21 protein-coding genes and 1 pseudogene are annotated in these 18,438 nt (G+C 34.8%); 18 read left to right on the forward strand and 4 right to left on the reverse strand.

What is annotated here, in order from left to right; all coding sequences use genetic code 11:
- Positions 1–59 precede the first annotated feature (59 nt).
- Together R1T42_RS08825 and R1T42_RS08830 are read left to right on the forward strand one after the other, a co-directional pair.
- Positions 60–860, forward strand: coding sequence for a sulfite exporter TauE/SafE family protein (locus tag R1T42_RS08825; RefSeq protein WP_317290069.1), 801 nt, complete (start codon positions 60–62; stop codon positions 858–860).
- A gap of 59 nt (positions 861–919) precedes the next feature.
- Positions 920–2,326 (forward strand): MBL fold metallo-hydrolase, encoded by a 1,407-nt coding sequence (locus tag R1T42_RS08830; protein ID WP_317290070.1) that lies wholly within the window; start codon positions 920–922, stop codon positions 2,324–2,326.
- Between the two features lie 56 nt (positions 2,327–2,382).
- On the opposite strand, the gene R1T42_RS08835 is transcribed toward R1T42_RS08830, so the two are convergent.
- Positions 2,383–2,970: a class I SAM-dependent methyltransferase gene (locus R1T42_RS08835; protein WP_317290071.1), complete on the reverse strand. Its 588-nt coding sequence runs from the start codon at positions 2,968–2,970 to the stop codon at positions 2,383–2,385.
- A gap of 118 nt (positions 2,971–3,088) precedes the next feature.
- Between R1T42_RS08835 and R1T42_RS08840 the strand changes: the two genes are divergently transcribed.
- The 11 genes and pseudogenes from R1T42_RS08840 (at position 3,089) to R1T42_RS08890 (ending at position 9,469) form a co-directional block, all read left to right on the forward strand.
- Positions 3,089–3,436 carry a rhodanese-like domain-containing protein gene (locus R1T42_RS08840; protein WP_317290072.1) on the forward strand — a complete coding sequence of 116 codons (348 nt, stop codon included), beginning with the start codon at positions 3,089–3,091 and terminating at the stop codon, positions 3,434–3,436.
- 125 nt (positions 3,437–3,561) lie between these two features.
- On the forward strand, positions 3,562–3,828 hold the full coding sequence (locus R1T42_RS08845) for a heavy-metal-associated domain-containing protein (RefSeq protein WP_317290073.1): 267 nt from the start codon (positions 3,562–3,564) through the stop codon (positions 3,826–3,828).
- Positions 3,828–4,088: a DUF202 domain-containing protein gene (locus R1T42_RS08850; protein ID WP_317290074.1), complete on the forward strand. Its 261-nt coding sequence runs from the start codon at positions 3,828–3,830 to the stop codon at positions 4,086–4,088. Before R1T42_RS08845 ends, R1T42_RS08850 begins: the two co-directional genes overlap by 1 nt.
- Positions 4,089–4,185: 97 nt before the next feature.
- Positions 4,186–4,452 carry a cupin domain-containing protein gene (locus R1T42_RS08855; RefSeq protein ID WP_042248049.1) on the forward strand — a complete coding sequence of 89 codons (267 nt, stop codon included), beginning with the start codon at positions 4,186–4,188 and terminating at the stop codon, positions 4,450–4,452.
- A 1-nt stretch (position 4,453) separates the two neighbouring features.
- Positions 4,454–5,458, forward strand: a complete 1,005-nt coding sequence (locus R1T42_RS08860; RefSeq protein ID WP_317290075.1) for a Tll0287-like domain-containing protein — start codon at positions 4,454–4,456, stop codon at positions 5,456–5,458.
- A 96-nt stretch (positions 5,459–5,554) separates the two neighbouring features.
- Positions 5,555–5,734: pseudogene (locus tag R1T42_RS08865) on the forward strand (NAD(P)/FAD-dependent oxidoreductase); the annotation flags it as partial.
- Positions 5,735–5,756: 22 nt separating this feature from the next.
- Entirely contained in the window at positions 5,757–6,227 is a 471-nt protein-coding gene (locus R1T42_RS08870; RefSeq protein ID WP_317290076.1) for a methyltransferase family protein, read from the forward strand.
- 90 nt (positions 6,228–6,317) lie between these two features.
- Positions 6,318–6,983: a peroxiredoxin gene (locus tag R1T42_RS08875; RefSeq protein ID WP_036580126.1), complete on the forward strand. Its 666-nt coding sequence runs from the start codon at positions 6,318–6,320 to the stop codon at positions 6,981–6,983.
- A 63-nt stretch (positions 6,984–7,046) separates the two neighbouring features.
- Positions 7,047–8,375, forward strand: a complete 1,329-nt coding sequence (locus tag R1T42_RS08880; RefSeq protein WP_317290077.1) for an MBL fold metallo-hydrolase — start codon at positions 7,047–7,049, stop codon at positions 8,373–8,375.
- Between the two features lie 6 nt (positions 8,376–8,381).
- The gene (locus tag R1T42_RS08885) at positions 8,382–8,855 is read left to right on the forward strand and encodes a Dps family protein (protein ID WP_317290078.1); all 474 of its coding nucleotides are present in this window, start codon (positions 8,382–8,384) and stop codon (positions 8,853–8,855) included.
- An 8-nt stretch (positions 8,856–8,863) separates the two neighbouring features.
- Positions 8,864–9,469: a class I SAM-dependent methyltransferase gene (locus R1T42_RS08890; protein ID WP_317290079.1), complete on the forward strand. Its 606-nt coding sequence runs from the start codon at positions 8,864–8,866 to the stop codon at positions 9,467–9,469.
- A gap of 46 nt (positions 9,470–9,515) precedes the next feature.
- Here R1T42_RS08890 and R1T42_RS08895 read toward each other — a convergent pair whose 3' ends face one another.
- From R1T42_RS08895 to R1T42_RS08905, 3 genes are all read right to left on the reverse strand, one after another.
- Positions 9,516–9,983 carry a tyrosine-protein phosphatase gene (locus tag R1T42_RS08895; protein ID WP_317290080.1) on the reverse strand — a complete coding sequence of 156 codons (468 nt, stop codon included), beginning with the start codon at positions 9,981–9,983 and terminating at the stop codon, positions 9,516–9,518.
- Positions 9,984–10,069: 86 nt separating this feature from the next.
- Positions 10,070–12,172 (reverse strand): TonB-dependent receptor domain-containing protein, encoded by a 2,103-nt coding sequence (locus tag R1T42_RS08900; protein WP_317290081.1) that lies wholly within the window; start codon positions 12,170–12,172, stop codon positions 10,070–10,072.
- Positions 12,173–12,261: 89 nt separating this feature from the next.
- A complete protein-coding gene (locus R1T42_RS08905) occupies positions 12,262–12,630 on the reverse strand; it encodes a hypothetical protein (protein WP_317290082.1) in 369 nt (122 codons plus the stop codon).
- 177 nt (positions 12,631–12,807) lie between these two features.
- Here R1T42_RS08905 and R1T42_RS08910 point away from each other — a divergent pair, with 177 nt between their 5' ends.
- The 5 genes from R1T42_RS08910 (at position 12,808) to R1T42_RS08930 (ending at position 18,412) form a co-directional block, all read left to right on the forward strand.
- The gene (locus R1T42_RS08910) at positions 12,808–14,163 is read left to right on the forward strand and encodes a cytochrome ubiquinol oxidase subunit I (protein WP_104515736.1); all 1,356 of its coding nucleotides are present in this window, start codon (positions 12,808–12,810) and stop codon (positions 14,161–14,163) included.
- 10 nt (positions 14,164–14,173) lie between these two features.
- On the forward strand, positions 14,174–15,211 hold the full coding sequence (cydB, locus tag R1T42_RS08915; protein WP_042247779.1) for a cytochrome d ubiquinol oxidase subunit II: 1,038 nt from the start codon (positions 14,174–14,176) through the stop codon (positions 15,209–15,211).
- Between the two features lie 155 nt (positions 15,212–15,366).
- A complete protein-coding gene (locus R1T42_RS08920) occupies positions 15,367–16,824 on the forward strand; it encodes an NAD(P)/FAD-dependent oxidoreductase (RefSeq protein ID WP_317290083.1) in 1,458 nt (485 codons plus the stop codon).
- Between the two features lie 13 nt (positions 16,825–16,837).
- Positions 16,838–16,975, forward strand: a complete 138-nt coding sequence (locus tag R1T42_RS08925) for a hypothetical protein (RefSeq protein WP_317290084.1) — start codon at positions 16,838–16,840, stop codon at positions 16,973–16,975.
- Between the two features lie 126 nt (positions 16,976–17,101).
- Entirely contained in the window at positions 17,102–18,412 is a 1,311-nt protein-coding gene (locus R1T42_RS08930; RefSeq protein ID WP_317290085.1) for a TolC family protein, read from the forward strand.
- Positions 18,413–18,438 lie beyond the last annotated feature (26 nt).

The raw sequence follows: 18,438 nt of genomic DNA on the forward strand, positions 1-18,438 counted from the left end.
CATCTGTTACAAACATGCGATGACGCTCCTTCTATATTTGAGTTCTAAATATTTATAGAATGGAAATAATAGAAATATTAGGATTTATAGGAGCGCTTTTAATAGGTCTTGTGCTAGGGCTTATAGGTGGTGGTGGTTCCATTCTTACAGTTCCCATTCTGGTATATGCCCTTACATTAAATCCTGTTCTAGCCACTGCATATTCTCTTTTTGTAGTAGGTGCAACATCATTAGTAGGTGCTATCAAAAATATGATGAAAGGTATGGTAGACTTCAAGACGGCTATCATTTTTGCTATTCCAGCATTCATAGCGGTATACCTAACTAGAGCTTATTTAATACCTGCGATACCAGATGAATTATTTACTGTAAGCGGAATTGTTATAACTAAAAATCTGACAATCATGTTATTTTTTGCTGTTATAATGCTGTTAGCATCAATTTCCATGATACGTAATAATCGTAAAGAAAGTGATGAAGATAGCGTCATAACCTACAACTATCCACTAATTATTGTAGAAGGTTTAGTAGTCGGTACCATTACCGGAATAGTAGGCGCTGGTGGCGGATTTTTAATCATTCCTGCTTTAGTACTACTCGCAAAACTACCTATGAAAAAAGCAGTAGCCACTTCCCTATTTATTATTGCTATAAAATCTTTGATAGGCTTTTTAGGTGATGTAAAAAACCTAGAGATAGATTGGTCCTTTTTATTACCCTTTACCTCACTTTCCATTATTGGAATATTCTTAGGCATCTGGCTCAATAAATTTATAGACGGTAAAAAACTAAAAAAAGCATTTGGTTGGTTTGTCCTAGTTATGGGTATATATATCATTTACAAAGAGCTCGTTATGTGACTTATGTTACCATTTTAAATGATCAGAACTTTTAATTTTAAATCAGAAATAAAATCATTATGAAAGTAGAACAAATTTATACGGGATGCATAGCTCACGCTGCATATTACATAGAAAGCAATGGTGAAGCTGCGGTATTTGATCCTCTAAGAGAGGTGAATCCGTATATTGAAAGAGCAGAAAAAGATAATGCACAGATTAGATATGTTTTTGAAACTCATTTTCATGCCGATTTTGTGAGCGGTCACCTAGACCTACGTGAACGGACTGGAGCACAAATTGTTTTTGGACCTACGGCACAACCTGGCTATGACGCTTTGATTGCAAAAGACGAACAGGTTTTTGAGTTAGGTGATTATAAAATAAAAGTAATCCATACTCCTGGTCACACTATGGAAAGTACGACCTATTTATTAATTGATCAAGATGGTAAAGAACACGGTATTATAACAGGAGACACTTTATTTATCGGAGATGTAGGACGTCCAGACCTAGCTCAGCATGTTGTAGAAGATCTTACAGAAGACAAACTAGCTGGTTACTTGTACGATTCGCTGCGTAACAAAATTTTACCGTTAAGTGATGATTTAATTGTGTACCCTAATCATGGCGCTGGATCAGCATGTGGTAAAATGATGAGTAAGGAAACTACAGATACTTTAGGGAACCAGAAGAAAACCAATTATGCATTGCAGGAAATGAGCAAAGAAGAGTTTAAAAAAGCACTTCTTACTGGTCTCACACCACCACCAGGTTATTTCCCTCAAAATGTAATGATGAACATTAAAGGTTATGAAAGTTTAGACATCGTTATGGATAGGGCTACAAAAGCTCTTTCTCCAGCAGCGTTTGAAGCTGCAGCAAATGAAACTGGAGCAATCATCCTAGATGTAAGATCTCAAGAAGAGTTTGCAAACGGTCATATCCCTAGATCCATATTTGTAGGTTTAGACGGTAATTTTGCACAATGGGTAGGATCGCTAATTGCAAATGTCAAACAACCATTACTACTTATTACAACAAAAGGTCGAGAAAAAGAAACACTAACAAGACTTTCCCGAGTAGGCTTTGACCAAACAATTGGCTATTTAAAAGGCGGATTTGAAGCATGGAAACAAGCCGCTATGGAATATGATAAAGTGACCTCAATAACAGTTAAGGAATTTGAAGAAGAGCAAAATGAGCGTCATCTACCTATTTTTGATGTACGTAAAGAAGGTGAGTTTTTATCAGAACATGTCGTGGACGCTCACAACACTCCACTAGATTACATTAATGATCACCTAGCATCATTTCCAGAAAACACTTTTTTCATTCACTGCGCTGGTGGTTATAGAAGCATGATTGCAGCATCGATATTAAAAAGTCGAGGTATACATAATTTAATAAATGTAGAAGGAGGATTTAACGCTATTAAAGAAACTGATATCGCTGTTACTAATTATGTCTGTCCATCGACACTTTAGTAAGGTATCAAATTATGGTTGAGTTAGTTGAAAGCGGCAAGAAATTGTCGCTTTTTTTATTTGGATAGAACTAAAGTTGTCATGGCTCGTTCATCTTGCACATTAGTCGTTTTTACCGGTTCTAATAATTCTAATTGAAATTCTGAAAGCAATAATGTAATGCGTTCTCTGGTTAAATAATAAGTCCCTTTTTGTCCATTATCTTTAAACCGTACTATTGGGGCATTACCATCTAGCCCGATGTTTGAGGCCATTCTAATTAATAGAGTGCCACCAGGTTTTAATACTCGTATCAATTCTTTAAACATTTCTGTAAATTGCTTTTCGCTTTTTGCAAAATGCAATACAGCACAACATAAAACGTGGTCAAAACTACCATTCTTGTACGGTAGTTCATCCAGATTTGAATTTATAAAATTAGCTTTACCCTTTGGGTATTTCGCTTTCGCGAAAGCGAGAAAATCAGAATCTACATCATTACCATAGATCTCAAAATCATTGTCATAGAACCATTTTAAATTTCTTCCTTTACCACAACCTGCATCTAAAATAGATTGTTGTGGATGATAACGATTTTTTAAAATCTGGTCAATAATATAAATATCAATACCGCCTAGCAGGTCATTTGTTTGCTCAAAATTCATAAGTGTAAATTTAATAATCTAACATTTGTAATTATAATGAATTAGTGTAACAAAGGTCACTTTTGAATAGCTTAGAACATGGTATTTTTATTTTGAAAAATTATATAAAAATATTATCATGTCATTTTTAAGCAGCCTTTTTGGCACAAAATCATCGTCTGATCAAATAAAGAAATTATCTCCTGCAGATTTTAAGCAGGCAATTAAAAGTATGAACAAGACAAAACAATTAGTGGATGTAAGAACACCTAGCGAATTTAAGAGTGGTCACATTAAAGGCGCCGTTAATATTGACTTTTTTAACACGTCTAAATTTATGGATGCGTTACAAAAATATGATAAAGAAAAGGCCATTTATTTATACTGTCGTTCTGGTAGCCGTAGTAATAATGCCGCTAGAAAACTTGAAAACATAGGTTTTAAAGAAATTTATGATTTACAAGGTGGTTTTATGAACTGGAGATAAACAATACTACTTACTGATATGAATAGCATTATTAAATATCGCATCTTAAATAGTCGTATTCGGTAACATAGGTTACCTACTATAATCTTATAAAATCTTAACTTACTTGTTTAAATAAAAGCATTATGAAAACTTCAATTATAGTACAAAATTTAAAATGTGGCGGTTGCGCAAATACGATTACTTCTAAGATTATAGCGCTAGACAACATATCAGATGTCATCGTTGACACAGAAACCTCAACAGTATCATTCAATGCAGCATCAGCTAGCGATGCTCTTTTTGCAAAGGAAAAATTAAAATCAATCGGCTATCCATCGATAGAAGAAAATAATAACACTTTTACAAAAGCAAAGTCTATTATGAGTTGCGCAACAGGTAAAATAAGGTAATGCAAAAACTCAAATTATCGCTCACCGACAGACTTGCTATAGAAAGAACTAGGCTAGCAAACGAGCGTACGTTTTTGGCCTATTTTAGGTCTGGCGTTGTTTTTTCTAGTTCAGGTCTTGCTATTATAAAACTGCAAATACTGGAAGAAATTGAGTGGATAGGATATGCACTAGTGATAATAGGTCCTATTTTATTTCTAGTTGGCTTGTTTAGATTTCTTTACGTAAAACGCAGTATTAATAAAAACACCATTATCTAATGAAAATTACTGCTCTATTTTTCTATTAGCACTATCAGTAATTAGTTGTAAAAAGAAAACTATTGATAACGATACAAACGGAAATGGTCTAGCTGCAATGGTTAATTATGGTGATACAATCACAAATGAAGTTGTATTTGAAAGTCATTATAAAATGATTGTTTTTGCATTAAAAAAAGGGCAAAACCTCAAACCACATAGCGCTCCTATGGATGCACCATTACTTATGCTAGAAGGTAGCGCAACCATCATTATAGGTAGTGAAAAAACCAGGCTCAGTGCAGGAGATATTATAACATTGCCTAAAGAAATCGATCACGGTGTTAACTCACTTACCGATTGTAAATTTTTATTACTTAAATAAAATGAAATTAATACTTTCCTATATTTCTATTTTTCTACTAGTTGCAACCCTTACGAGCTGCAATAATTCAAAAAAGTCAGATTACGCCACTCAAAATGATATTGAGAAACAAACGATTTACACAGCGAGTAATCATCCCGGTAAAAAACTCCTAGAAAATCAATGTTACCTATGCCATAATCCTAATGCAAATATTGAAGGACGTATCGCTCCACCAATGGTCGCTGTTAAGTCGCATTACCTGAATGATGATATTTCACAAAAAGAATTTGCAGACGCTATTTGGAATTTTGTAGAAAAGCCGACAGAAAAAAAATCTAAAATGAGAGGTGCCGTAAGACGATTTAACCTGATGCCTTATCAAGTATTTAAGGAAGAAGACATAAGACTTATCGCTGATTACATGTATGAATTTAAAATCGATGAATCAGAGTGGTTCAAAAAACATATAGAAGAAGAAAGTAAAGGCAAGGTAAAATACCGCAATGATGGTGCAAAATTAAACGACACTTTAATTAGTAATCATCATACACCTGAAGAGAAAGGTCTACAATATGCCTTAAGCACAAAAAAAGAATTGGGAAAAAACTTAATGGGAACCATTCAAAAAAAAGGAACTAAAGAGGCTGTGACGTTTTGTAATGTAAAAGCCTATCCTATTACAGATAGCATGGCAATAGCTCAAAACGCAAGAATCAAGAGAGTTAGTGATCGTCCTCGCAATATTAATAATCAAGCCAATAAAAAAGAGTTAGCAATTATTGAACAATTCAAAAAGTCAATAGCTAGTAATAAAGATTACAAACCAGTAACAGAATTAATTGACGGCGTGAATCATTTTTATTATCCTATCACTACAAACTCCATGTGCTTGCAATGTCATGGTGAACCTAATAAAGATATCAATGGTGATGTATATAGAACAATATCACAGTTATATCCTAATGATAAAGCTACTGGCTATGATATAAACGAAGTACGTGGTATATGGAGCATCACTTATTAATTTCCCTTACCGTTGTTCATTTAGAGTAGACTTAAATATCTACTATTTTAATTTTATTAAAGGTAAAATAAAAAGCTATTGAGAACTCTACATCAAATAGTTGTAGATAATATTATCAAATTAATGAAAGTACAAAAGAAAGATGGTTGAAATTATAATGGTTATTCCTCTTGCCCACTAGTTACAGGATATGGTAAAATGACGCTGGCAGAGTTTGATTATGAAGGCAACTTTACACCAGATCCTAAGTTGAAACAATTAGCACTTAAGATAAGTGACCTCTTTTAAAATTATAATTATGAAAAACCTAAGTTATAAAGATTATTTACTAGTCGGTCTACAGGCTCTTTTATTTATAGTGTACATCGTAAATCTAAAGATAATTGATATAAAATTATCGAGTGTAATAACAACCACAGGTTTGCTCATTGCCATTATAGGATTTTTTATTTTTTTGATAGCTATTTTACAATTGAGTAATAATCTCTCACCTTTCCCTACTTCTAAAAACGACTCTTCTCTAATTAAAAACGGTTTATATAAATATATGAGACATCCTATATATACTGGTATATTATTGATGTTTTATGGATATGGTGTATATCAAGAATCTCTCTATAAGATTTTAATAACATCAGTGCTACTCATTCTTTTCTCTGTAAAATCTAGATATGAAGAAAGTAAGCTAAAACAAAAATTTCCTAGCTATTCAACATATGCACTAATAACTGGTAGATTTCTACCAAAGTTATTAGTTAAAAATAGTTAAATAACTCGTTGTGTAACATGGGTTACCGTACCAATTCTAATGATAGCGTAAATTTATCATGTGAAACAAAAACAATAAATTAATACTATTATGGAAAATTTAAATGTAGTACCAGAACAAATAATTTCTATGCCTAGAATAGGCGATACAGCACCAGATTTTGAAGCGGTTACCACCAAAGGAAACATCAAAATGTCTGATTTTGCAAAAGACAAATGGATTGTTATGTTTTCTCACCCAGCAGATTTCACTCCAGTTTGTACGACTGAAATGAGCGGATTTGCTCAAAGAAAAGCAGAGTTTGATGCGCTTAATACAGAATTATTAGGGTTAAGTATCGATAGTATTCACGCACACTTAGGTTGGGTTCAAAATGTAAGAGAAAATACAGGTGTTTACTTTGACTTCCCGATCATAGCAGACATAGACATGAAGGTGTCAAAACTTTATGGAATGCTACAACCCAATGAAAGTGAAACGGCTGCAGTTAGAGCAGTATTCTTCATTGATCCTTCAAAAAAAATAAGACTTATCATGTATTATCCACTTAACGTTGGTCGTAACATGGATGAAATTTTAAGAGCCCTAGATGCGTTACAAATGTCAGATAAGCACAAAGTAGCAATGCCATTAGATTGGAAAAGAGGTGATCAAGCGATCTGTCCACCACCTAAGTCATTAGATGCATTAAATGAAAGACTAGCAGATGATTCTGTTGAAAAAATCACTTGGTATCTTGCAAAAAAAGATATTTAAATCAAATAAATAAGGGCTTTATTTATCTTTAATAAAGCCCTTAAATAAATTAAAAATACAGCTATGAACATTAAACAATTTGAATACAAACCGTTAGCACATTACTCCTATGCGATAGTTAGTAATGGCGAGATGGCAATTGTTGATCCAGAACGTGATCCTAGTCAGTATTACGCTTTCGCGAAAGCGAACAACGCTACTATCAAAGCAGTCATAGAAACACATCCACATGCAGATTTTGTAAGCTCACATCTCGAGCTATATAAAGAAACAGGTACTACCATTTATAACAGTGAAAAATTAGGTGCAGACTATCCGCATCAATCATTTGATGATGGCGATAGTATCACCATAGGCGATATTACTCTTAAAGCAATCAACACGCCAGGACACTCACCAGACAGTATTACCATCGTTGCCACAGATACTCATGATACAGCACTATTCACAGGTGACACTTTATTTATAGGTGATGTAGGTCGTCCAGATTTGCGTGAAAAAGCCGGTAATATGCAAGCAAAACGTGAAGAGCTTGCGGCAATGATGTATGATACCGTAACTACTAAGTTTACTGATTTACCAGATGACGCAGTGGTATATCCAGCTCACGGTGCAGGATCGTTATGTGGTAAAAATTTAAGTGATGCAGCGAGTAGTACATTAGGAGATGAACGTCGTGATAATTGGGCTTTTAAAACGCAGTCTAAAGAAGATTTTATGTCAACCATACTGGATGGTCAACCTTTTATACCATCTTATTTTGGGTATGATGTTGATATTAATAAATCAGGCGCAGACAGTTTAGAACCATCCATATCTGAAATACCGTTTGAAGAAAATGGCAGCGCCACAGGACTTATAGTAGATATGCGAGATGAAGCAACTTTTAAAAAAGGGCATCTCAAAGGAAGCTTTAATATTCAGGCCGTTTCTGAAAATGCCAAATTTGAAACTTGGTTAGGTTCCATAGTTACTCCAGAAGATACCTTTACTCTTGTAATCGATTCTAAACAAAACAAGAACACTATGTTGCATCGAGTGGCAAAAATCGGATATGAAAAAACACTTACTAAAGTAATCACACTTGCTCAAGAAAATCTAGAACAAACACCTACACTAGATCTAGCCGATTTCAAAGAGAATCCAGATAATTACACTATAGTAGATATACGTAATACCAGCGAGGTAGAAGAAGAAAAGTTTTTTGAAAATGCCTTATCTCATCCATTAAATGAATTGAGAGATACAGCAAGCGAGATCCCTACCGATAAACCTATCGTAGTACATTGCGCAGGTGGTTATCGCAGCGCTGCAGGAAGTAGCATTTTACAGAAAAAACTAGCAAGTGCCACCGTGTATGATTTAAGTGATGAAATAGAACAATTTAAATAATAGATTATGAAAAACATGAACAACATAGGTTTAGACATTAAAGCATCCCAAAACACAGCAGCTGAGCTTAATGATCTTCTTGCAAACTATCAATTATTCTACATGAACCTAAGAGGTTTTCACTGGAATATAAAAGGGAAAAAATTCTTTGAACTACATCTTAAATTTGAAGAACTTTATAATGATGCCTTAGTTAAAGTGGATGAAATTGCAGAGCGTGTTCTAACCTTAAGCGCTACACCTTTGCATACCTTTAATGCATACCTAGATGCGTCAGAGATAAAATCTGCAGAAAACGTGACAGATGGTGAAGTAGCTATCAATGGTATCTTAGAATCGTTAAAGATTCTTTTAAGCAAAGAGAGAGCTATATTATCTATTGCCGGCGATGCAAACGATGAAGGAACGGTAGCACTTATGAGTGATTATATCGTGCAACAAGAGAAACTTGTATGGATGCTGTCTGCTTACCAAGACTAATATAATTTATGAAACAATACCCAGCAGACTTTTGGAATGAACGCTATGCCGAAAAAGAATATGTCTATGGCACACAACCCAATGTGTTTTTCAAAGAACAACTAGACCAGTTAGTGGCAGGAAACGTACTTCTTCCTGCCGAAGGTGAAGGCCGTAATGCGGTGTATGCGGCTTTGCAAGGTTGGGATGTTGTTGCTTTTGACATAAGTACAAGTGGTAAGGTAAAAGCGATGCAGTTGTCAGCAGCGCAAAAGGTTGTAGTAGATTATCAAGTTACTAGCGTGCTTGACTTTAAAACTGATATCAAATTTGATACAATAGGATTATGTTATACCCATTTTCCTATAGAAATAAGAAAAGATGCATTTCAACATCTCTTAAAATTTTTAAAGCCTAATGGGACAGTTATTTTTGAAGCTTTCGCGAAAGCGCAATTAGGAAAGCCTTCAGGTGGTCCAAAAAACTTTGGGATGTTATTTTCTATTGAAGAAATCAAAGACGAATTTCCAGAATTAGAGTTTAAATTATTAGAAGAAAAGACTATCGAACTGTCAGAAGGAAATTATCATAAAGGTAAAGCCGAAGTCATAAGGTTTATCGGTATTAAAAAATAAAAAAAGCCCTTCTTATCTGAAGGGCTTTTTTACGTCCTGACTTAACTCATTCTAATCCTAATTCTTGTTTTATAGCAATAGTGTCTAAATTCTCTAAGAGACCTATCAAGTGTGGATACCATTTTTCATGATAGCCGTATTCTTTCTGTCTAAACTCTGCAATAGCTTTTTCCTTAGACCAATTCTCAAACACCATACGATAAGCTGCCACTACTACACCTGTTCTATCTGAGCCATGCCAGCAGTGAATCAATAATGGTTTAGGAGCTTCAATAATAGCTTTTAAAGCCGTAATGATATCTGATTCCTTAATCTTTTTAGTCTGTAGTGGTAAGTGTATTAATTCTAAATCAGTACCTCTAGCTTTGGTAGAGTAATTTCTCAAGCGTCTAAAACTAATGATCGTTTCAATCCCTGCAAGTTCAAGTTCTTTAAAACCCTTTTTACTAGGTTGTTCAGATCGGAATACAGAGTCATTAATCTTATATAGGTTTTTAAAAGACTTAGAATTCAAAATTAAACTATCCGAAATTTGCGCATGAGCTGACGAAAAAAGTATTAAACATGCCAATGATATTATCAAGTTTATTTTCATTTTATTTAAAATTGATAATTTGCAAACACAGAGAAGTTTCTTCCTGGATCATTGATCGGCACACGACCAAAATCGGCTTGATTTGTAAATGAAAAATTCAAGTGATTATTATAAGTTGCATCAAAAATATTCAACACAGCAACACCTAGTTGTACATTTTTATAAGGTTTTACTCCTAATCTTAAATCCAAGGTTTCATATCCTGCCGTTTCTATCTCTCTAAAACTGGTAGAGATTTCATCTTGTTTTGACGTGATGGTATAATCAAGATTTGCCCAGAATTTTTCTTTTTCAAACCCTAATCCTAGTCTTGTAATAAAAGGTGGTGTTAAAGGTAAGGACTCGTCTAGGTCGTTATTTCTTGTATACACATAAGAAAACGCCGTGTTGAAATTGAAATAGTTAGCAAATTCTATACTTGCTTCAGCCTCAAAACCGGTTTTATAAGCATCATCTATATTGATAAATCGCTTGACCTCTTGGGGTTGTGCCGTAGGGTTAAACTTTCTATCTAGTGTAGGGTCCACTACAGGAACGATGTAGTTTTCATAAATAGAATAATATCCAGAAATACCATAACGTATAGCGTCGATTCCTTTTTCAAAAGTTCTTTTCCCTTTAAAACCTATCTCAAACTGATTATTCACCTCAGCATCCAGATTAGGATTTCCTACGTATTCAAAAGGATCTTGACCTACTGAAAAATGATTGATATAACGTTCTATCATGTTTGCAGATCGCACACCACGACCATAGGCAACTTCCAGCGTGTTGTTTCCTGAAAGTTTGTGCTTTACAGAAACGGTAGCCGACACATTGTGCTCTTCTCGTTGTCCTAGATCTGTGTATAAAGCTTGAAAATCTGCCTCTGGATCTTGTATGTCTGATACTACAAGGTCATAACGGACACCAGCCGTTAGCATGGTTTTATTAGAAAACGCATATTTATTTTCGGCAAAAATACCGTAGTCATTCACATAAGAATCTTGCCAAACCTTATCTTGAAACACCATAGGTTCTGGTAAGAGGTCACCCATCATATTGCGTTTTACCGTTCGTGTTCTACCGCCATCTCTGGCAATAAGTAACGCATCTAAACCACTATATAGAATCCATTTCTCTGTAGGATTCATTTTAAATTCTACTTTTCCACCAGCTGTTGTAGCATCTATGGTAGAGATGGCTCCAGTCATCATAAAAGATGGTCTTCTATTGTTAGACATGATATGATCTACATAGGAATAATAAGCTTTGACATTAATTTCTTCAATAAAATTATTCACCTTAGAAAACTTATAGTCTATGGACAGTATCGAGCTGTTATCCTCATCGGTATCCATAGGTAGTCCTGCATGCAATACATCTCTTCCATAAGACTGTCGCCAGTGCGCCTGAATTCTTTGATTATCTTTAATATTATAACCTAATCGCAAGCCATAATCCAGACTTCTAAATGCCGAAGGGATTTCAGTTCCATCACCATCTTCATAGTTTCCAAAGTCACGATAACCGGCATTTGCCGTGATATCATATTTATCTGTGATTTGGTGTAGTTTCAAGGAAGAGACTAGCGCATTTCCATTAGTCTCATAACCACTGCTTACACTGCCATGAAAACCGTTACCTAGATGTATGGGCTTTTCTGTAACTAAGTTAATAATCCCGCCAAAGGTCGCGCCATATCTAACGGTATAAGGTCCTTTTATGACTTCTATACGTTCAATATCTTCTGGGACAACATGAGTGGTAATCGGATCCATACGATTAGGGCAAGCGTGCATCGCTTTAGTTCCACCATCAAATTGAATGTTCAACTGTTCATATTGTGAAGCTCTAAAAGATGGATCGATGGCATAGTTTCCACGCTTAATGAGTGAAAATCCATTAAAGTCGTTGAACAGATCTGCAACGTTTTTAGGCTGTACTACTTTTTTAACTAAATCTGTTCTTACCGTTGTGAGTACTGGATCTGTAGCTCCTTGACCAGTGACGATAACAGTATTTAAAGCTACCGGTTTAGTAACTGTAGTGTCTTGCACTTTTTCTGTCGTCTCTTGTGCAAATAAAGACATAGGTATTAATGCGCATATTAGCGCTAATTGTTTCATTTTCATAATAGTATTTTCATAAAATCGCACCATAAAGGTGTTGAACGACTATTTTAAATTAGCGCTCGATAAGTTAATCTCGAAGTGTATTATGAAAATCGTGGCGGATGAAATATACCGTCCATATTAGAATCTGTTATAGTGTATTGATAAAAGAAAAAGCAATTGTGTTCCTGATCAACTGTAGTTAAAATTGCAAAACTTATTTCTTCTAGATAGTAGATTTGCTCTTCCCAGTTAATTAAAGGTAATGAAGCGTCTTTATCACTAGAACCTTCGGCCATCATCTTACTTAAATAACATTTTCCATCGCAGTTTAATGTAGGCTTATCTTTATTCTCACACAACCTTTCTACAAAGCTATCCAAGTCAACTATGTACCAGCTATACATAATAGTAGTACGCAAGCTATTGCTTAAAAGTACAATCGATAATAAAGTGGCAACCCATAACTTCATATGACAAAATTATCAATAGGTCTTTTAATGTTAGGTGACAAATGTCACATAAAGCAAAGGTTTCGTAAAGACGCTTTCGCGAAAGCGATGTTTTAAAAAATTAACGGTTTTAAGTGACTATTGTAACATAACAAACTAAGTCTAGAACCTATTTTTGTAAAACAAAATCATGTCACGATGGATACAGAAATTCTAGCCCGTATACAATTTGCTTTTACCATTGCCTTTCACTACATATATCCGCCTTTAAGTATAGGTATAGGATTAATTATGGCAATTATGGAAGGTTTATATCTCAAAACCGGTAATAAACAGTATGAAGTCCTGACGCGTTTTTGGTTAAAAATATTTGCGATCACTTTTGGGATAGGTGTTGCGACTGGTATCATCATGGAATTTGAATTTGGTACTAATTGGTCAGTTTACTCTAGATATGTCGGAGATATTTTTGGAAGTGCACTTGCTGCCGAAGGTCTCTTTGCATTTGGTCTAGAGAGTACTTTTTTAGGAATTTTACTATTTGGATGGAATCGAGTTTCTCCTAAAGTTCACTTTTTCTCAACTATAATGGTGTTCTTAGGTTCTATGTTCTCTGCGGTATGGATTGTTGTAGCAAATAGCTGGCAACAAACACCGGCCGGATACCATATCGTAGGTGAAGGATTTGATGCCAGAGCTGAAGTGACTGACTTCTGGGCTATGGTTTTTAACCCATCGAGTGTCGATAGAATCATTCACGTCTGGCAAGGTGCTTTTCTTGCTGGGACTTTTCTAGTTCTTAGTGTACATGCTTACTATTTATTAAAAGGGCGATATGTAGAAATATCAAAAAAAGCCTTTAAAATTTCCCTAGCCGTTGCAACTATTATTTCTTTAACACAATTACTTTCTGGACACAGCTCTGCAGATGGCGTTGCCGTTAATCAACCGGCAAAGCTAGCTGCGATGGAAGGCCATTATGAAAAATCTGCACCTGCAGATCTATACCTATTCGGTTGGGTAGATAATGACACGCAAGAAGTCACCGGTATCAAATTACCTGGCGGACTCTCATTCCTAGTACATCAAGATTTTGAAGAGCCTATCACAGGTTTAAATGCTTTTCCAGAAAATGAACGTCCTGGACAGGTAAATGCTGTTTTCCAGTTTTATCATATTATGATATCGATAGGCATGTTTTTAATAGGATTGACCTTATATGCATGCTATTTATGGTGGCGAGGTACTTTATTTGATAAAAAATGGCTGTTGAAGATATTTGCTTACTCAGTTCTTTTACCACAAATAGCAAATCAAGTAGGTTGGTTTGCTGCAGAGATGGGAAGACAACCATGGATAGTCTATGGCCATTTAAGAACTGATGAAGGATTCTCTCAAGAAGTATCTTCTAATCAGATATTGTTCTCGTTAATTTTATTCTTAGTGGTTTACACAGTATTGTTTCTTTTATTTATTTATTCAGTAAATAAGAAGATAAAGCACGGCCCATATGACGAGGCAAAAAACCCAGATGAATTTTTAAAATACGTTTAAGACTAGCAGTATGGAAACTTTTTTAGGTATAGATTACCCTACACTATGGTATTTAGTCGTTGGATTATTATTTTCAGGATATGCAATTTTAGAAGGATTTGATTATGGTGCTGGCGCATGGCATTTATTTTTCAAAAAAGATTTAAGTAGACGCATCGCTATTAATGCCATAGGACCTTTATGGGATGCAAATCAAGTATGGCTTATTATAGGTGGTGGCGCCTTATTCGCAGGGTTTCCTGTGATGTACGCTACCATGTTATCTGCTATGTATATTCCATTTATGCTATTTTTATTATTGCTGGTTCTAAGATCATCTGCCATTAAATTTAGAAGTTCTGAAGAGATGAAATGGTGGCGCACCACTTGGGACATCATCTATTTTATATCTAATACATTAATCGCATTTTTATTAGGAGTCGTTTTAGGTAATGTTTTACAAGGTTTTGAAATAGGAGAAAACTATACTTATAAAGGTGGTATTTTCTTTGCATTTCTAAGTCCTTATGCCATCATGGCTGGATTTACAACCTTGTCATTATTTATGACCCAAGGTGCTATTTTCTTGCTTCTCAAAACAGAAGGAAGATTACACAGCAGATTAACTTTTTTACTTAAAAAAGGGATGATTTTCTTTATCATTAGTTTTGCAGTAACCTCGTTATACACACTCATATTCTTACCAGGTGTGACTGATCGGTTTAAGGAACAACCATTATTTTTTGCACTTCCTATATTAGCATTTCTAGCAGTGGCAAATGTGCCTCGATTGGTGTCTAAGAAAAAATATTTTCAAGCATTGATCTTTTCATCTTTAACGATGGCCTTTTTATTAATGTTAGTAGCCTTTCAACTATATCCAGTATTATTACCATCAACGATAGATCCGGCTTTTAGCGTTACTATATACAATGCAGCATCTTCTCAAAAATCATTAGGAATCATGCTTACTATGGTAGTCGTAGGAGCTCCACTTCTTGCTGGATACCTTATCTTTTTATATAAAACATTTAATGGTAAAGTTCAATTAGACGATACCAGTTACTAGTCATAAAGTGTTATAATTACGCTTTCGCGAAAGTGAGATAAATCAACAAAAAGCCACCCATTAAAGGTGGTTTTTTTGATTAATAATCAGTTGCGTAACACAGGTTACAGTATTCACATTACAAGGCGATTACCTTTGATACAAAGCCTTAAAAAATGTCAAAAATAGTCATACTAGGAGCAGGGATTTCTGGACACGTTGCGGCATCGCATTTACGTAGAAAACTGTCTAAAGAGCATGAAGTAGTCGTGGTCTCACCTAATAGTAATTATCAATGGATACCATCTAATATATGGGTAGGAATAGGAAGAATGAAATCTAAAGAAATCTTATTTCCGCTTGCACCATTATACCGTAAAAAAAACATCACTTTTTTACAAGCCAAAGCAGTCTCATTTCATCCTGAAGGTGATATTAAAGAAATTAAACCTTATGTATTATCTGAATATGTGGTAGGAGAAAAAAAAGGCACTCAAGAAAAAGTAACTTATGATTATTTAATAAACGCTACAGGTCCTAAACTTAACTTTGAAGCTACAGATGGATTAATTCCTGGATCAAATAAAACTTATTCTGTTTGTACCTATGATCATGCAGATCATGCGTGGCATGGATTAAATGAGCTGATTCAAGAAATGAAAAAGGGCAAAAAAGCAAAGATCCTGATAGGTACTGGACATGCTAAAGCCACTTGTCAAGGCGCTGCCTTTGAGTATATATTAAATGTAGAACAAGAATTGCGCAAGCATAAAGTGCGTGACATGGCAGAAGTTACATGGATTTCAAACGAATATCAACTAGGTGATTTTGGTATGGATGGTATGTTACTATCCTATAACGGTATGACCATGAAGTCTAGCGAGATGGTAGAAATGATTTTTGAAGACCGTGATATTAAATGGATTCTAGGTGCTGGAGTTGATAAAATTGAAGATGGACTTGCACATTATGAGAATCTAGATGGTGAACATAAAACCGAATCTTATGATTTTGCGATGCTTATCCCAGCCTTTTCAGGCCATGGTTTTAAGGCATTTGATAAAGATAATCAGGACATCACAAATAAACTTTTTAAAGGTTTTATGATTGTTGATGCAGACTATACATCAAAACCATATGAAGAATGGTCTGTACAGGACTGGCCAGAGACTTATCAAAATCCTTCTTATAAAAATATTTTTGCACCTGGTATTGCTTTTGCTCCACCACATGCCATCTCAAAACCGCGTAAAAGCAAAAACGGCACAGACATATCACCAGCACCACCACGTACTGGGATGCCGTCTGGAATCACCGCAAAATTAGTGGCAGATAATATTATTGATTCCATAAAAACCGGGAATGAATCATTAGAGCATAAAGGTAGTTTAGGAAATATGGGTGCAGCCTGTATAGCATCTGCTGGATATGGTCTCACACAAGGTAGTGGTGTAAGTATTACTACCTATCCTATTGTACCTGATTATCATAAATATCCTAAATCACAAGGTCGCCAACTAGGCAAAACCTTTGGAGAAATAGGGCTTGCTGGTCACTGGCTCAAACTAGCATTACATTATGCATTTATTTACAAAGCAAAAATGAAACCTTTCTGGTGGTTAATTCCAGAATAAAAAAATAGAACTCATGACAGAAAGAATATCAAAGTATCAACGATTTAAAATGATGAATCCCATCATTCAGTTTTTTAAATTCATCTATCTCAGTATTAAAATTATGGTTGTAGTAGCTGGTGGACATGGAGGAACACGTGAGGTAAAATAACGATCATCACAATTTATTGAAAGCCATCTATTAATAGGTGGCTTTTTAATTTAAATAAGGTTGAGTAACATAGGTTACTCTAGCAAGAAAAATAGCGAGTTAAATTTGCTTTACTAATCTCTTGTAATGAAGAAAATCTTATTATTTATAACCTTTAGCATTGCGATATTAACGCAAGCGACAGCACAGCAAACTACTCTAATTTCAAAAGAAGAAGTTGCTGAAAAAGTGGTTAAAAACAACAATTCTATAAAAATATCTGAGCAAGAATTTCTAGAAGCAAAAGCAGATTTTGATCAGACTAAAGCTGTTTTCTTGCCTAACATAACCGCAAGTCATACTGGTATTATCACCACTAATCCATTGATGGCTTTTGGTTCTAAATTAAATCAAGGAATCTTAACTTCAAACGACTTCAATCCAGATCTTCTTAATGATCCAGATCAGATTCAAAACTTTGCAACTATAATAGAAGTGCAACAACCCTTAATTAATATAGATGGATTGTACCAACGTAAAGCTGCAAGAGCCTCAATGGAAGCTGTATTACTTAAGAAACAGCGCACAGAAGAGTATCTATCTTTTGAAGTAGAAAACGCATACATGCAATTACAACTAGCTTACAAAGGGATTGCGGTGCTAGAAAAAGTTCAAGAAGCCGCTCAAGAGAATTTAAAACTAGCGCAAAACAGATTAAATCAAGGATACCTGCAACGTGCAGATGTATTAAACGTAGAAGTAAGACTTACAGAAGTTCAAAACCAACTACAAACTGCGCGTAGTAACGTGCAAAATGCATCTGACTATCTTTCTTATTTAATGGATGACGATGGTTATACCATATACAAGCCTAGTGATAGCTTAACGATTAAAAGCATCACTATTAAGGATAATAACTTTTCTGAAAACAGATCAGATATTAAAGCCATGCAGCTTGCTACTACTGCATATGAAGCTGCAAGCAAGGCAGACAAGATGGCTTTTCTACCTAGACTTAATGCATTTGGATCCTATGAATTGTATGATGAAAATCTATTTCAAGCAAGTGCAAATGGATATGTGGTAGGTGCACAATTGAGCTGGGATCTTTTTAAAGGATCACAACGTATCGGTCAGGCTAATAAAAGTAAAGCAACATTAGAAAGATCAAAATTACAATACGAGCAATATGTTTCTAAATCAAAATTAGAAATTAATAAAGCACAACGCATGCTTAATGATGCAGAAAACAGATTAAAACTAGCACAACTAGCACTAGATCAGTCTAAAGAATCATTACGCATACGTACCAATAGATTTAAAGAAGGTCTTGAAAAAACATCAGACCTACTAAATGCCGAAACGCAATTTGCTCAAAAACAATTAGAATATTATCAAACGGTTTTTGAATTCAACTATGCACAGGCCTATATCAACTTTTTAACCAAGTCAGAATAACAAATCCATCTAATAAAAGAGCCCAA

Origin of the sequence: Nonlabens ulvanivorans, assembly GCF_032922765.1 — a bacterium.
In the GTDB taxonomy this organism is placed as follows: Bacteria; Bacteroidota; Bacteroidia; order Flavobacteriales; family Flavobacteriaceae; genus Nonlabens; species Nonlabens ulvanivorans.